General features: G+C 72.1%; 10 protein-coding genes. 4 read left to right on the top strand and 6 right to left on the bottom strand.

Annotated elements, in window-relative coordinates; genetic code table 11:
• From ACIQAK_RS00890 to ACIQAK_RS00875, 4 genes are all read right to left on the bottom strand, one after another.
• Window positions 1–930, bottom strand: coding sequence for a branched-chain amino acid ABC transporter permease (locus ACIQAK_RS00890; RefSeq protein ID WP_366388426.1), 930 nt, complete (start codon window positions 928–930; stop codon window positions 1–3).
• A 92-nt stretch (window positions 931–1,022) separates the two neighbouring features.
• Window positions 1,023–2,261, bottom strand: a complete 1,239-nt coding sequence (locus ACIQAK_RS00885) for a branched-chain amino acid ABC transporter substrate-binding protein (protein WP_366388427.1) — start codon at window positions 2,259–2,261, stop codon at window positions 1,023–1,025.
• A gap of 629 nt (window positions 2,262–2,890) precedes the next feature.
• Window positions 2,891–3,361 carry a hotdog fold thioesterase gene (locus ACIQAK_RS00880; protein WP_366388428.1) on the bottom strand — a complete coding sequence of 157 codons (471 nt, stop codon included), beginning with the start codon at window positions 3,359–3,361 and terminating at the stop codon, window positions 2,891–2,893.
• Window positions 3,362–3,433: 72 nt separating this feature from the next.
• Window positions 3,434–5,731: an FdhF/YdeP family oxidoreductase gene (locus ACIQAK_RS00875; RefSeq protein WP_366388429.1), complete on the bottom strand. Its 2,298-nt coding sequence runs from the start codon at window positions 5,729–5,731 to the stop codon at window positions 3,434–3,436.
• A gap of 119 nt (window positions 5,732–5,850) precedes the next feature.
• Between ACIQAK_RS00875 and polA the strand changes: the two genes are divergently transcribed.
• The gene (gene polA, locus ACIQAK_RS00870) at window positions 5,851–8,562 is read left to right on the top strand and encodes a DNA polymerase I (RefSeq protein ID WP_366388430.1); all 2,712 of its coding nucleotides are present in this window, start codon (window positions 5,851–5,853) and stop codon (window positions 8,560–8,562) included.
• Window positions 8,563–8,675: 113 nt separating this feature from the next.
• On the opposite strand, the gene ACIQAK_RS00865 is transcribed toward polA, so the two are convergent.
• Window positions 8,676–9,608, bottom strand: coding sequence for a DUF4184 family protein (locus ACIQAK_RS00865; protein WP_366388431.1), 933 nt, complete (start codon window positions 9,606–9,608; stop codon window positions 8,676–8,678).
• 202 nt (window positions 9,609–9,810) lie between these two features.
• Between ACIQAK_RS00865 and ACIQAK_RS00860 the strand changes: the two genes are divergently transcribed.
• The 3 genes from ACIQAK_RS00860 to ACIQAK_RS00850 all read left to right on the top strand — a co-directional run bounded on the left by ACIQAK_RS00860 (window position 9,811) and on the right by ACIQAK_RS00850 (window position 12,756).
• A complete protein-coding gene (locus ACIQAK_RS00860; protein ID WP_366388432.1) occupies window positions 9,811–11,535 on the top strand; it encodes a lytic transglycosylase domain-containing protein in 1,725 nt (574 codons plus the stop codon).
• Between the two features lie 134 nt (window positions 11,536–11,669).
• On the top strand, window positions 11,670–11,807 hold the full coding sequence (locus tag ACIQAK_RS00855) for an SPW_0924 family protein (protein WP_366388433.1): 138 nt from the start codon (window positions 11,670–11,672) through the stop codon (window positions 11,805–11,807).
• A 25-nt stretch (window positions 11,808–11,832) separates the two neighbouring features.
• Window positions 11,833–12,756, top strand: coding sequence for a DUF3068 domain-containing protein (locus ACIQAK_RS00850; RefSeq protein WP_366388434.1), 924 nt, complete (start codon window positions 11,833–11,835; stop codon window positions 12,754–12,756).
• On the opposite strand, the gene hrpB is transcribed toward ACIQAK_RS00850, so the two are convergent.
• The gene (gene hrpB / locus ACIQAK_RS00845; protein WP_366388435.1) at window positions 12,743–15,283 is read right to left on the bottom strand and encodes an ATP-dependent helicase HrpB; all 2,541 of its coding nucleotides are present in this window, start codon (window positions 15,281–15,283) and stop codon (window positions 12,743–12,745) included. The genes ACIQAK_RS00850 and hrpB overlap by 14 nt on opposite strands.
• Window positions 15,284–15,296 lie beyond the last annotated feature (13 nt).

The raw sequence follows: 15,296 nt of genomic DNA, 5'->3' as shown, positions 1-15,296 counted from the left end.
TCACGCCCTGTCCGCGACGCGCTCGCCCATGATGCCCTGGGGCCGGAAGAGGAGCACGAGGATGAGGAGTACGAACGCCCAGGCGTTGGCCCAGGACTGGCCGCCGAGCTGTTCGAGGCCGGGGACTTCGGCGATGTAGGCGGCGGCCATGGTCTCGGCGACGCCGAGGGTGAGGCCGCCGATCATGGCGCCGTAGATGTTGCCGATGCCGCCGAGGACGGCTGCGGTGAAGGCCTTGAGGCCGAGGAGGAAGCCCATGCGGAACTGGACTTCGCCGTACTTGAGGCCGTAGGCGACGGCGCCGATGGCGGCGAAGGTGGCGCCGAGGGCGAACGCGACCACGATGATGCGGTCGGTGTTGATGCCCATGAGCTTGGCGGTGTCCGGGTCCTGCGCGGTGGCCTGCATGCCGCGGCCGGTGCGGGTCTTCATGACGAAGTAGCCGAGGACGGCCATCGACAGGGGGGCGGCGATGAGCAGGAAGACGTCACCGGTCTGGATGGTGATGGGGCCGAGCTCGAAGGGGCCACCGGGGATCTCGGGGAAGGTGCGGGCGGACTTGGCGCCCGGGTACCAGGCCCATACGGCTTGCTGGAGGGCGAGCGAGAGGCCGATGGCGGTGATGAGGGGTGCGAGGCGTGGTCCGCCGCGCAGGGGCCGGTAGGCGAATCGTTCCGCTCCGACCGCGATGAGGGTGGCGACGAGGATCGCGCCGATGAGCATGAGGGGGAGTGCGAGCAGCATGGTCGTGCCGCTGGGGAGTATGAGCCAGACCGTGAGGGCCCCGAAGCCGCCGGTCATGAAGATCTCGCCATGGGCGAAGTTGATGAGCTGGACAATGCCGTAGACCATTGTGTAGCCGATAGCGACCAGCCCGTACATCGATCCGAGTAGCAGGCCGTTGACCAGCTGTTGCGGCAGTTCGTTCACCGCGGGTCCTCCGTGTCTTTCGCCGAATATAGAGCCGCGCGGGGCGCCTGGTGCGGCGCCTCGCGCGGCCGGTGGTAGGTCAGGCTGGTTGGTCAGCCGGTGAAGGTGCCGGACTTGACCGCAGCCCAGTCGCCGTCCTTGTACTCGTAGACGGTCAGCTGCTTGTTGGTGGTGTCGCCGAACTCGTCGAAGGAGACCTTGCCGGTCACGCCTTCGAAGTCGACCTTGCCGACGGCCTCGGCGACCTTGGCGCGGGCGTCGCTGGGGAGCTTGCCGTCGTTGGCCTCGGCGACCGCCTTGACGGCCTCGATGATCGACCAGGCGGCGTCGTAGGAGTAGCCGCCGTACGCCTCGAAGGGCTCCTTGTAGCCGGCCTTCTCGTAGTTGGCGACGAACTCCTTGGCGGAGGGGAGGGTGTCGATCGGTGCGCCGACGGAGGTGGCGAGGTCGCCCACGCCCTCCGCGCCGGAGAGCTTGATGTATTCGGCGCTGTAGATGCCGTCGCCGCCGACGACCGGGATCTTGGCTCCGGCCTTCTTGATCTGCTTGCTCAGCGGGCCGGCCGCGGGGTATTCGCCGCCGTAGTAGACGACGTCGGCGCCGGAGCTCTTGACCTTGGTGGCGACCGAGGAGAAGTCCTTGGTCTCGGGGTCGATGTGCTCGGTGCCGGCGACCTTGCCGCCGAGCTTCTCGAACTCGGCCTTGAAGGTGGCGGCCAGGCCGGCGCCGTAGGTCTTCTTGTCGTCGATGACGAAGACGTTCTTCTTCTTGGCGTCGTTGAAGAGGTACTGCGCCGCGAAGGGGCCCTGGACGGCGTCCGTGGTCGCAGTGCGGAAGTAGGAGGCGAACGGGCGGGCCTTGGTGCCGCCGTTCCACTTCTGGCCCTGGGTGAGGGAGGGCGAGGTGTTGGCCGGGGAGACCTGGACGAGCTTGGCGTCGGCCAGGACCTTCTGCATGGACTCGCCGACGGAGGAGTTCAGCGGGCCGACGACGCCGAGGGCTTCCTCGTTGGCGACGAGCTTGGTGGCGTTCTGCTGTCCGGAGGACGGCTGGGCCTGGTCGTCGAGGGCTTCGATCTTGAAGGTGACGCCGTCGACGTACTTCTTGGCGTTGGCCTGCTTGACGGCGAGGTCGGCGGAGTTCTTGATGCCGAGGCCGAGGGCGGAGAGGTCGCCGGTGAGCGGGGCGTCGACTCCGATGACGACGGTCTGGGTGCCGCCGTCGCCGCCGCCGCCGTCGCCGTTGCTGTCGTCGCGCGAACCGCAGGCGGTGAGGGTGAGTGCTCCGGTGGTGAGCACTGCGGTGAGTATGAGCAAAGAACGGTGTCGCACGAAAAGTCCTTTCCCTGGCGCGGCCTCCTCTGCTTGAGGTGCCGTGTCGGTCGCCGGGCCGTACTGGGGGCGGTACAGGGGCCGTGCAGCAGACGCGCCCGGCGGCGCGGTGACTGGCGGTGACTCTAAGCGCAGCTGGGGGCGTCCGGGACGGGTCGGCGACGGATGTGACTCTCTTGTTATGCCCTTGAGCAAGGTTTGAGGTTCCTGGGGGTGGATGTGTGGCTTTAGCACGGAGTGTGGAATGACCACATGCTGAGAACACGCAGCTCTGCTAAGGGGCTTGGGGTGATCTTGGTGCTGACGCGGGGTGGGGCGGCGGCGGGCGTGCCGGAGTGCCCCGGTGGCCTCGGGCCGGGGTGGGCGGCCGGTTTCCGCATTTCGTGCTTGTTACGCAGTGTCACAACGGCGAAGGTGCGTTCGAGTCCGCTGAGGCCAATGTGGCTGCTGAGTGGCTCATGCAGCGCCGCGTGCCGTCAAGGGTGTTGACCGAGTGTGGTGATCGACGCGGCGGATTTGGTGGTGATATGGCGCTGCCCGGGCGGAATGCGAGGTGCGATTCCGGCCGGGCAGTGGGGCCTTGCGTGGTGGTACGGGGGGTGACGCGGGGTGTTGGTGGGGTGCGGGTGTCAGCCGGCGTCGGGGCGGGGGGCGTCGCGCAGGAGGCAGGTGAGGCGGGCGGTGCAGACCCGCTTGTCCTGTTCGTCGGTGATGACGATCTCGTACGTGGCGGTCGAGCGGCCGCGGTGTACGGGGGTGGCGACGCCGGTGACGAGGCCGCTGCGGGCTCCTCGGTGGTGGGTGCAGTTCAGGTCGACGCCGACGGCGATCCTGCCCGCGCCGCCGTGCAGCATGGAGCCGATGGAGCCGAGGGTCTCGGCGAGGACGGCGGAGGCGCCGCCGTGCAGGAGGCCGTAGGGCTGGGTGTTGCCCTCGACGGGCATGGTGCCGACGACGCGGTCGGCGGCGGCCTCGACGATGGTCACGCCCATGCGTTCGCCGAGGTGGCCGGCGGAGAAGAGGGCGGGGAGGTCGATGCCGAGGGCCGCGTACTCCTCGATGACTTCCTCAGGGAACGTGGGTGCGGTGTGCTCGCCCATGGGTCCGGCTCCGATCGTCTGCGCTGGTGCATGGCTGTGTGCACTGTTCTTACCAGACGGCTGAGCGGACGCTTAGGGGGTGGTGGGTTCCCGGTCGCTCCGGGGGGTCTCGAAGCGGACGACGACCGACTTGCTGGCCGGGGTGTTGCTGATGTCCGCCGTGGAGCCGAGCGGGACCAGGACGTTGGTCTCGGGGTAGTAGGCGGCGGCGCAGCCACGGGCGGTGGGGTAGTGGACGACGCGGAAGCCTTCCGCGCGGCGTTCCACGCCGTCCTTCCACTCGCTGACGAGGTCGGTGTAGGAGCCGTCGGTGAGGCCGAGGGCGGCCGCGTCGTCGGGGTTGACCATGACGATGCGGCGCCCGCCCTTGATGCCGCGGTAGCGGTCGTTCAGGCCGTAGATGGTGGTGTTGTACTGGTCGTGGGAGCGCAGGGTCTGCAACAGGAGCCTGCCTTCGGGGAGTTCGGGGAACTCGACGGGGGCGGCGGTGAAGTTGGCGCGGCCGGTGGCGGTGGGGAAGCGGCGCTCGTCGCGGGGGGCGTGGGGGAGGGCGAAGCCGCCGGGGCGGGCGATGCGGGTGTTGAAGTCCTCGAAGCCCGCGACGACCCGGGAGATGCGGTCGCGGATGGTGGCGTAGTCCCGCTCGAAGGCCTCCCACTCGGTACGGGAGTCGGTGCCGAGGACCGCACGGGCGAGGCGGGCGACGATGGCCGGCTCGGAGAGCAGGTGGGGGCTCGCGGGGGCGAGGTTGCCGCGGGAGGCGTGGACCATGCCCATGGAGTCCTCGACGGTGACGAACTGCTTGCCGCTCGCCTGGACGTCCTTGTCGGTGCGGCCGAGCGTCGGCAGGATCAGCGCGCGGGTGCCGGTGACGGCGTGGGAGCGGTTGAGCTTGGTCGACACATGGACGGTGAGGCGGGCGCGGCGCATCGCGGCCTCGGTGACGGCGGTGTCGGGGGTGGCGGCGACGAAGTTGCCGCCCATCGCGAAGAACACCTTGGCCTCGCCGTCGCGCAGGGCCTGGATGGAACGCACCACGTCCAGGCCGTGGTGGCGGGGCGAGGTGATGCCGAACTCCCTGTCCAAGGCGTCGAGGAAGGCCGGTGCGGGCCGCTCGAAGATGCCCATGGTGCGGTCGCCCTGCACGTTGGAGTGGCCGCGCACCGGGCAGACCCCGGCGCCGGGGCGGCCGATGTTGCCGCGCAGCAGGAGGAAGTTGACGACTTCGCGGATCGTGGGCACGGAGTGTTTGTGCTGGGTGAGGCCCATGGCCCAGCAGACGATGGTGCGTCGCGAGGCGAGGACGAGGGCGAGGGTCTGTTCGATCTCTGCGCGGGTGAGGCCGGTGGCGCTGAGGGTCTCGTCCCAGTCGGCGGCTTCGGCGGCCTGGGCGAACTCCTCGAAGCCGTGGGTGTGTTCGGTGACGAACGCGGTGTCGACCGCGCCCTCGGTGGCCAGGATCAGCTTGTTCAGGAGGCGGAAGAGGGCCTGGTCGCCGCCGATGCGGATCTGGAGGAAGAGGTCGTTGAGCGGGGTGCCCTTCAGCATGCCGTGCGGTGTCTGGGGGTTCTTGAACCGCTCCATGCCGGCTTCGGGGAGCGGGTTCACCGAGATGATCTTCGCCCCGGCGCTCTTGGCCTTCTCCAGGGCCGAGAGCATCCGGGGGTGGTTGGTGCCGGGGTTCTGTCCGGCGACGATGATCAGGTCGGCCTGGTGGAGGTCCTCCAGGGAGACGCTGCCCTTGCCGATGCCGATGGTCTCCACGAGCGCCGAGCCGGACGACTCGTGGCACATGTTGGAGCAGTCGGGGAGGTTGTTGGTGCCGAACTCGCGGGCGAAGAGCTGGAGGAGGAACGCGGCCTCGTTGCTGGTGCGGCCCGAGGTGTAGAAGAGGGCCTCGTCGGGGGAGCCGAGGGCGGTCAGCTCCTCGGCGATGATCCCGAACGCGCGCTCCCAGGTGATGGCCTCGTACCGGTCGGCACCTTCGGGGAGGTACACCGGCTGGGTGATCCGGCCCTGCTGGCCCAGCCAGTAGCCGCTGCGCCCGGCGAGGTCGGCGACGGGGTGGGCGGCGAAGAAGTCGGGGGTGACGCGCCGCAGCGTCGCCTCCTCGGCGACGGCCTTCGCCCCGTTCTCGCAGAATTCGGCGGTGTGCCGCTTCTCGCCCTCGGGCCAGGCGCAGCCGGGGCAGTCGAAGCCGTCCTTCTGGTTGACCTTGAGGAGGGTCTGCGCGGCGCGGCGCACCCCCATCTGCTGCTGGGCGATGCGCAGGGAATGGGCGACGGCGGGCAGCCCGGCGGCGGCGTGCGGGGCGGGCTCGACCTGCGGGGCGTCCTGGACCGGATCACCGGTCGGCGGCTTGCTGGCCATGATGCTGCTCCTCTTCGAGCGCTTTTTCCTCGGTCGTATTTCCTCACTGTCGATCCTGTCACGGCCGGACACCCCCGGTCCGGTCCGGATTGTCAGTGGGGCGTGGCAGGATCGAGGGCGTGGCTGAGACGGCATCGAAGAAGACGGCAGACAACCGACCGCGTCTGCTCCTCATGGACGGGCACTCCCTGGCGTACCGGGCGTTCTTCGCCCTGCCCGCGGAGAATTTCACGACGGCGGTGGGGCAGCCGACGAACGCCGTGTACGGCTTCATGTCGATGCTGGCGAACACCCTGCGTGACGAGGCGCCCACGCACTTCGCGGTCGCGTTCGACGTGTCCCGCAAGACCTGGCGTGCGCAGGAGTTCCCGGAGTACAAGGCGAACCGCTCCAAGACCCCCGACGAGTTCAAGGGGCAGGTCGAGCTGATCGGCGAGCTGCTGGACGCGATGCGCGCGGACCGGTTCGCGGTGGACGGGTTCGAGGCGGACGACGTCATCGCGACCTTGGCGACCCAGGCCGAGGCGGCCGGGTTCGAGGTGCTGATCGTCACCGGCGACCGGGACTCCTTCCAGCTGATCACGGAGAACGTGACCGTGCTCTACCCCACCAAGGGGGTCTCGGAGCTGACCCGGTTCACCCCGGAGAAGATCTTCGAGAAGTACGGGCTCACCCCGCAGCAGTATCCGGACTTCGCGGCCCTGCGCGGCGACCCGTCCGACAACCTGCCGAGCATCCCGGGGGTCGGTGAGAAGACGGCCGCGAAGTGGATCAACCAGTTCGGTTCGTTCACCGAGCTGATGGAGCGGGCGGACGAGGTCAAGGGCAAGGCCGGGCAGAATCTCCGGGACCACCTGGACGCGGTGAAGATGAACCGGGTGCTGACCGAGATGGTCCGGGACGTGGAGCTGCCGAAGTCCCCGGCCGGTCTGGAGCGCGCCCCCTACGACCGCACGGCGGTCACCGGCATCCTGGACATACTGGAGATCCGCAACCCGAGCCTGCGCGAGCGCCTCCTCGCCGTCGACCCGGGCGCGGCGGAGGCCGAGCCGCCCGCCCCCGCCGCCGGTATCGAGCTGGACGGGGTGGTGCTCGGCTCCGGTGAGGTCGCCCCGTGGCTGGAGGCGCACGGCGCTCAGCCGCTCGGCGTGATGACCGTCGACACCTGGTCCCTCGGCTCCGGCACGGTCACCGAGGTCGCGCTCGCCGCCGCCGACGGGACGGCCGCCTGGCTGGACCCGACCCAGCTGGAGGAGGCCGACGAGCGGGCGTTCGCCGCCTGGGTGGCCGATGCCGGGCGGCCGAAGGTCCTGCACAACGCGAAGAACGTGATGCGGGTCTTCCCGGAGATGGGCTGGCGGCTCGAAGGCGTCACGATGGACACCGCGCTCGCCGCGTATCTGGTGAAGCCGGGCCGCCGCTCCTTCGCCCTGGACGCGCTGACCGTGGAGTATCTGGGCCGCGAGCTGGCCCCGGCCGCCTCCTCCGACGGGCAGCTGGCCTTCGGCGCGGACGACCGGGCGGAGGCGGACGCCCTGATGGCGCAGGCCCGCGCCGTGCTCGACCTGGGCGAGGCGTTCACCGCCCGTCTGAAGGAGGTCAACGCCACCGAGCTGCTCCACGACATGGAGCTGCCGACCTCGATCCTCCTGGCCCGCCTGGAGCGGCACGGCATCGCCGCGGACCGGGCCCACCTGGAGTCCATGGAGCAGCAGTTCGCCGGGACCGTGCAGCAGGCGGTGAAGGAGGCGCACGCGGCGGTGGGCCGCGAGTTCAACCTCGGTTCGCCCAAGCAGCTCCAGGAGATCCTCTTCGGCGAGCTGGCCCTGCCGAAGACGAAGAAGACCAAGACCGGATACACCACGGACGCGGACGCGCTGGCCTGGCTGGCCGCGCAGACCGAGCACGAGCTGCCGGTCCTGATGCTGCGCCACCGCGAGCAGGCGAAGCTCCGGGTCACGGTCGAGGGCCTGATCAAGACGATCGCGGCCGACGGCCGCATCCACACCACGTTCAACCAGACGGTGGCGGCGACCGGCCGGCTCTCCTCCACCGACCCCAATCTGCAGAACATCCCGGTGCGCACCGACGAGGGCCGGGCGATCCGCCGGGGCTTCGTCGTCGGTGAGGGCTTCGAGACGCTGATGACGGCGGACTACAGCCAGATCGAGCTGCGGGTCATGGCGCACCTCTCCGAGGACGCCGGTCTCATCGAGGCGTTCACCTCCGGCGAGGACCTGCACACCACGGTCGCCTCGCAGGTCTTCGGTGTCGGCAAGAGCGCCGTCGACGCGGAGATGCGCCGCAAGATCAAGGCCATGTCGTACGGCCTGGCCTACGGCCTGTCCGCGTTCGGCCTCTCCCAGCAGCTGAACATCGACCCCGCCGAGGCCCGGGTGCTGATGGACACCTACTTCGAGCGGTTCGGCGGCGTACGGGACTACCTCCACCGGGTCGTCGAGGAGGCCCGGGCCACCGGCTACACGGAGACGATCCTCGGCCGCCGCCGCTATCTCCCCGACCTGAACAGCGACAACCGCCAGCGCCGCGAGGCCGCCGAGCGGATGGCGCTCAACGCCCCGATCCAGGGCACCGCGGCGGACATCGTGAAGGTGGCGATGCTGCGGGTGGACCGGGCGCTGCGGGAGGCGGAGCTGACCTCGCGGATGCTGCTCCAGGTCCACGACGAAATCGTGCTGGAGATCGCCAAGGGCGAGCGGAAGCAGGTGGAGCAGATCCTGCGCCACGAGATGGCCCACGCCGTCGAGCTGCGCGCGCCGCTGGACGTCTCGGTCGGCGTCGGCAAGGACTGGGAGTCGGCGGCCCACTGAGCCGCGCCCGACGAAAGGGCCCGGAACCGCACCACGGTTCCGGGCCCGCCTGCGTCTGCCCGCCCGCCTGCGTCCGTCCGTCTACGTACGCCCGCCTACGTCGGCCCGCCTGACTACCGTCCTGCGGACGCGTCTGTACGGGCCCCGTCTGTACGGGCCCCGTCTGTACGGGCCCCGTCTGTACGGGCCCCGTCTGTACGGGCCGCGTCCGGTACGGGCCCCTGCCCCGGGCCCTCCGTCGGCCGCCGCCCGCGCAGCACCCGCATCCACCCCCCGTACAGCAGCAGTCCGGCCGCCAGCCCGGCGCCCGCGCCGAAGCAGGCGGTCGGGATGATGTCGAGCGGGTTCCCGACGCGCCCGAAGTAGGCGTACCAGCGCACGCACCGGTGGACCAGGCCCAGCACCACACAGAGCGCCAGCAGCCCGAGCGCGCCCCGCCGTCCGCCCCGGCCGAGCGCCGGGGGTGCCTCCGGTACCGGGGCAGCGGCCGTGCGCCGCAGACCGGTGACGACGAACCAGCCGAGCACCACGAGGGCCGCCGCCGAACTGCCGTACTGCGCGAACTGGTAGAGCGGGAAGCCCCCGACGCTCCGGTCGAGGAACGGCAGCGCCTCCGTCCCCCACCGGCTGTGATGGGTGAACGCGTCCCACACCACATGCGTGGCCGCGCCGAGTGCGGCGGACGCCCCGAACCACAGCCAGGCGGACGGCCCGAACGACTCCCGGGTCCACCGCTGTCCCCGTACGAAGGTGTGGACGCGGCCCTGGGCCCGTACCGGCAACAGCGCCACCAGCGGTTCGCGCAGCAGCGCCCACACCGCCACCAGCACCGCGGCGATCAGCACGTTCACGGTGACCACACCGAGGAAGGTGTGCGTGAAGTCGCCGAACCTCATCGCCCCCGGGATCACGGTGTCCGCGAAGTAGGTGATGTCGGGCGCGAACGAACCGGCGACGAGCGCCGAGGGGAGCAGCGGCGACCGGGCGGTCCCGTTCCGGCGGATGGCCGGAAGCACGGCGGCGGCGTGGCTGAGCGTGAACGGCATGGCGGCAAGTATGCGGGAACGACCGGGCACCGACCGTCAGGGCACCCTCCGTTGCCCTCCTGGACCACGTATGTGCGGGAACGTGAAAAAACAGTAAGAAGCGGTCAGGGTACGGTGCCTGGGCGCCACAAGTTGCCGTAGGGTCGCTTGAGCCTTGCGCTGGGGAGCGTGAGCAGCCTTCGAGGGGGAGGGACCGGAACGTATGGCAGCGCACATTCGACGACGTCTGCGCAAGGGGGCCACGACCACCGCGGTGGCGGCGGCCGCCGTGGCGGCGCTCGCCGCGTCCGGGGCCCCGGCGGCCCCGCTGGCCGACGGACCCGCGGCCGGCGGCGACCAGCAGGCGGCCGGCGGTGAGTCGGGCGGCCCGGAGGACGCTGCCGCCACGGGCAACTCGCCGTACTACACCGACCTTCCGCCCCTCGTCACGCCCGACCGGCCCGGTTCGTCCAGCAACCTCCCCGCCGCCGGCAGTGCGGAAGCGGGCATTCCGGCGTCGATCCTGGCCGCGTACAAGCAGGCCGAACGGAGCGTCGCCGCCACCGATCCGGCCTGCCGGCTGCCCTGGCAGCTCCTCGCCGCGATCGGCAAGGTCGAGTCCGGCCAGGCCCGCGGCGGCCGGGTCGACGCGAACGGCACCACCCCCAGCCCGATCCTCGGCCCGGCCCTCAACGGCCAGGGCTTCGCGCTGATCAAGGACACCGACGACGGGGCGTACGACGGCGACGCCCTCCACGACCGCGCGGTCGGCCCGATGCAGTTCATCCCGTCCACCTGGGCCAGCTGGGGCCAGGACGCGAACGGCGACGGCCGCAAGGACCCCAACAACATCTACGACGCGGCGCTCGCCGCCGGACGTTACCTCTGCGCGGGCGGCCGGGACCTCGCCGTCGCCGCCGATCTCGACCGGGCCGTGCTGAGCTACAACCGCTCGACGGAGTACCTGCGTACGGTCCGCTCCTGGTTCGCGTACTACCAGCGCGGCACGCACGAGGTGCCCGACGGCAGCGGAGTCCTCCCCACCGCGCCGAGCACCCCGACGCCGAGCCCCGTCCCCACCCCCGGCGGGACGACGAGCCCGACGCCCTCCCCGCCGTCCTCCAAGCCCGGGGGTACGAAGCCGGGCCCCGGCCCCTCGAAGCCCGGCGGCGGCTCCACCAGCCCGACGCCCACTCCGCCCACCCGGCCGACGCCGCCCCCGAAGCCGACCCCGCCCCCGGCCGACACCTTCGGCTCCCTGGAGAACGCGGGCACCGGCCCCCTCGCCGCCACCGCGGGCGGGACGTTCGCCGAGCGGGTCTCCGTACGCGCCCGCAACGCCCTCGGCGCACCGATGGCCAAGGTGCCGGTCACCTTCACCGTCACCGGCTCCACCGGCACGCTCTTCGACGGCGGCAGGAAGACGGTCACGGTGATCAGCCGGGGCGACGGCACCGCCACCGCGCCGGCGCTCAAGGCGGGTGAGAGGACCGGTGAGTTCACCGTGACCGCCACCGCGGGCACCGGCCGGCCGCGCACCCTGACCTATGCGGCGAGCGTCACCGCCCGCCGGGCCGACGCGATCGTACGGACCGACGGCAAGGCGCTCGTCGCCGCGCCCGGCGAGAAGTTCGCGGACGCCGTGACCCTCAAGGCCACGTACAAGGGCGCTGCCGCCGCCGGAGTGCCCGTCACCGCCACGCTGGTCGCGGACGCCGGCAAGCCCGTCGAGAACGACCAGGGCCCGCACTTCAAGGACGCGGCGGGCAAGCCGCTGCGCACCCTGGCCCTCACGACGGGCGCCGACGGTGTGCTCCGGCTCCCGGACCTCTTCGCCGACGCGAACCCGGGCACGTACCAGCTGCTCCTCACCACCGAGGGCGGTGCCACGCTCGTCGTCGAGCTGACCGTGGCGGCGGCCGAGGAGACTGCACCCTCCGAGGCCTGAGCCGACCCGCTCTCCCGACAGCCCCCGCGCCCGCCCGGCGCGGGGGCTGTCGTCCGTGTTCTCATCTCGCGCCCCGGTTGCTACGGTGCCCCACCCCTGACGGACCATCAGATCGCTGTCCCGGGAGGTCGAGCATGCGTGTCCTCGTCGCCGCCGCCATCGGACTGGCCGCCGCCCTGGCGCTCGTGTTCACGATCTCCGCCGTCGGCTCCCCGCCGGGCGAGACCTCGCCGAAACCCCTGCTCACCACCGTCCCGGGCCCCAAGAGGTAACTCCGCAGAGGGAGAGGTCACCACCATGCGCCGCCGAGCCGGTCTCGTCCTCCTGGCCTTCGCCGTGTTCTTCACCGCCCTGTCGCCGCTGCTGCGCTGGTACGCCTTCCCCCGCCTGGCCAAGGTGCCGCCGAACCAGTACCAGGAAGTCGTCCTGGAGGCGAAGCCCGCCACCCTCCTCGACTACACGACGCTCAAGGGCAACGTGGAGGAGTCCGAGAGGATCGAACGCAGCGCCGGGCGGGACGTCGTCGTCTGGGACGCGCTCTCCTACATCCAGGGCCCCGACGGCACGATGGTCTCCGAGATCCCCGAGCGCTACATCTTCGACGCCCACACCCAGGCCCCCGTCACCGCCACCGGGGAGATGGTCGACGGCGACCCGGTCCGGCGCGAGGGCATCGAGTTCAAGTGGCCCTTCCGCACGGAGAAGCGGGACTACGAGTACTTCGACGCCCAGAGCCGCACCACCGCGCCCATCCGCTACCGGGGCACCCGCACCTTCCGCGGCCTGGAGGTCTACTACTTCGAGCAGACCGTCCCGTGGACCAGGGCCCCGATGCCGAAGAAGATGCCCATCGAGGGCGTCACCGCCGAGCAGATCGCACGGACCGGCATGACCCGCTGGTACACCACCCGGCGCATGTTCTGGGTCGAGCCGGTCACCGGAGCCCCGGTCAACGGCGAGGAGATCCACCGGGAGGAGCTGCGTAACGCGAAGAGGATGGGCATGTCCGAGGACACCGTCACCGCGTTCTCCGGCCATGTGAAGATGCGCGAGGACTACATCGCGGACACCGTCGACCTGGTGAAGTCCCAGCGCGTCCTGGTCCTCCTGCTCACCTCGTACCTGCCGTGGGCTTTCCTGGGCCTCGGCATCGGACTGCTCGCGCTCGCGCTGTGGCTGGAGGCGCGGTCGCGGCGGCCGGCGGATGCTACGGGCGCTTGAGCCGCGCCGAGGTGTACCGCGTCGCCGGTACGGTCGCGGGGTCCTCCGGCCACGGGTGCTTCGGGTAGCGGCCGCGCAGCTCCGCCCGTACGGCCCTGTAGCCGTCCCGCCAGAACGACGCCAGGTCCGCCGTGACGGCCGCGGGCCGCCCGGCGGGGGAGAGCAGGTGGAACAGGACCGGCACCCCGGCCACCCGGGGTGTCTCGCCCAGCCCGAACAACTCCTGGAGCTTCACCGCCAGGACGGGCTGCTCGCCGCCGTACTCGACCCGGATACGGGAGCCGCTCGGCACCTCGATCCGCTCCGGCGCCAGCTCGTCCAGCCGCACCGCCTCACCCGTCGCCCACGGCAGCAGCCGGCGCAGCGCCTGCCCCGCGTCGATCCGCCCCAGGTCCGCCCGCCGCCGCGCCCGCGACAGCTCCGGCTCCAGCCACGCCTCGGTCTCCGCCAGCAGCGCCGCGTCCGACACGTCCGGCCACGGCGCGCCCACCACCCGGTGCAGGAACGCCAGGCGCAGCCGGAACTGTTCACTGTCCCGGGTCCACCGCAGCAGCCCGAGCCCCTCCCGCCGAAGCCCCGCCACCAGCGCCTCGCGCACCAGCTCCGGATCCGGCTGCTTCAGCGGCCGCACCGCCAGCTCCACCGCCCCCACCCGGTCCACCGACCGGGCCACCACGTCGCCGTCGACCCACCGGACCTCCTCGCCCCGCACCCGCAGCTGCCCGGCGGCCAGGAGCGCGGTGGACTCGTCGACCACCGCCGCCAGCCGCACCCGGGCCGAGGCCGCGTGGGAGGGCCGGTCCGCGACGGCGACGGCCAGCCAGGGCGCGCTGCGCAGCCGCGAGGTGTCCCGCAGCTCCGCGCCCGTCCCCGACACCATGAGGAAGGCCCCGTCGCCCCGGGCCCTGGCCACCCGTTCGGGGAAGGCCAGGGCGGCGACGAGCCCGACGACGGCGTCATCGAAGCCGCCGCCCGTGGTGCCGCCGGAGTCGGAGCCACCGCCGCCCCTCCTGTCGGAGGGTTCGGAGCCCAGCGACGACGACAGCCGCCGCACCTCCTGCTTCCAGCGCCCCGCGTACCCGTCCTGCCCCCGGCGGGCGGTCCGCAGCGCCGCCGCCAGATCGTCCCCGTACTCCCTCGGCGGCTCCTCGCTCAGCAGCGCCACCACCTCCGCGGCCCGCCGCGCCCCGGCCTCCCGGGCGCCGTCCAGCAGGGCGCGGGCCAGCCGGGGGTGCAGCCCGAGCCGGGACATCCGTACGCCGCGTGCCGTGACCCGGCCCGCCGCGTCCACCGCGCCGATCGCCTCCAGCACCTCGCGGGCGGCGCCCATCGCCCCGGCGGGCGGCGGGTCCAGCAGGGCGAGCGAAGAGGCGTCCGGGGTGCCCCAGCACGCCGCCTGGAGCGCGAACGCGGCGAGGTCGGCGAGCTTGATCTCCGGCGAGGGGAAGCGGGCGAGCCGCCCGTCCTCGGCCTGGTCCCAGCACCGGTAGACGGCCCCCGGCGCCTCCCGCCCCGCCCGGCCCGCGCGCTGCCGCCCGGCCGCCTGGGAGGCCCGTACGGTCGTCAGGGCGCTCAGGCCCCGGGCGTGGTCGGTACGGGGTTCCCGGGCGAGGCCCGAGTCGACGACGACCCGCACACCCGGCACCGTCAGCGACGATTCCGCCACCGAGGTCGCCAGGACCACCCGCCGCCCCCCGGAGGACCCGGCGAGCACCGCGTCCTGCACGGCGGCCGGGGCGCGCCCGTGCACCTGGAGCACCTCCGCGTCCACCCCCGCGAGCTGCCCGGCCACCCGCGCGATCTCCCCGACGCCGGGCAGGAAGCAGAGCACATCCCCTTCACGCTCCGTGAGGGCCCGCCGCACGGTGGCGGCCACCTGCGTGAGCAGCGCCGGATCTACGTGCATCCCGTGCGGAGGCTTCACCGGACGGGCGGGCGGCGCCCAGACCACCTCCACCGGATGCGAGACCCCCTGCGCCTCGATCACCGGGGCGTCGCCCAGCAGCCGCGCCCACCCCTGCGCGTCCGTCGTCGCGGAGGCCGCCACCAGCCGCAGATCGGGCCGGATCGCCTCCCGTACGTCCAGGAGGAAGGCGGCGACCGTGTCCGCGTCCAGATGGCGTTCGTGGCACTCGTCGATGATCACCACATCGACCCCGGCCAGCTCCTGGTCGCGCTGGAGCCGCTGGAGCAGCACCCCGGTGGTCACCACCTCCACCACCGTCTCCCGCCCGACCACGCGCTCCCCGCGCACGGTGAAGCCGATCCGGCCGCCCGGCCGCTCGCCCAGCAGCCACGCCATCCGCCGCGCCGCCGCCCGCGCGGCGATCCGGCGCGGCTCGGCGACCACGACCCGGCGTACCGGGCCGTGGTCGGTCAGCCCGGCCAGGACCAGCGGAACGAGGGTCGTCTTGCCGGTGCCGGGCGGTGCGCACAGGACGGCGACGCCCCGGTCGTCGAGCGCGCGCCGCAGGGCGGGCACGGCGGTACGGACGGGGAGGCGGTCCAGGGCTTCGGTGCGGATCACGCCCCCAGTGTCG

It is taken from the genome of Streptomyces sp. NPDC088706 (assembly GCF_044752765.1).
Taxonomy (GTDB): domain Bacteria; phylum Actinomycetota; class Actinomycetes; order Streptomycetales; family Streptomycetaceae; genus Streptomyces.
The sequence above is the reverse complement of the archived record's forward strand: the minus strand, read 5'-3'. Positions and strand labels throughout refer to the sequence as shown.

What these genes read in the sequence shown, in the direction of transcription:
- ACIQAK_RS00875 (WP_366388429.1), bottom strand. Translation starts at nt 5,731, where the DNA reads ATGGCCAGCAAGCCGCCGACCGGTGATCCGGTCCAGGACGCCCCGCAG.
- ACIQAK_RS00850 (WP_366388434.1), top strand. Translation starts at nt 11,833, where the DNA reads ATGCGCCGCCGAGCCGGTCTCGTCCTCCTGGCCTTCGCCGTGTTCTTC.
- ACIQAK_RS00855 (WP_366388433.1), top strand. Translation starts at nt 11,670, where the DNA reads ATGCGTGTCCTCGTCGCCGCCGCCATCGGACTGGCCGCCGCCCTGGCG.
- ACIQAK_RS00880 (WP_366388428.1), bottom strand. Translation starts at nt 3,361, where the DNA reads ATGGGCGAGCACACCGCACCCACGTTCCCTGAGGAAGTCATCGAGGAG.
- ACIQAK_RS00865 (WP_366388431.1), bottom strand. Translation starts at nt 9,608, where the DNA reads ATGCCGTTCACGCTCAGCCACGCCGCCGCCGTGCTTCCGGCCATCCGC.
- ACIQAK_RS00860 (WP_366388432.1), top strand. Translation starts at nt 9,811, where the DNA reads ATGGCAGCGCACATTCGACGACGTCTGCGCAAGGGGGCCACGACCACC.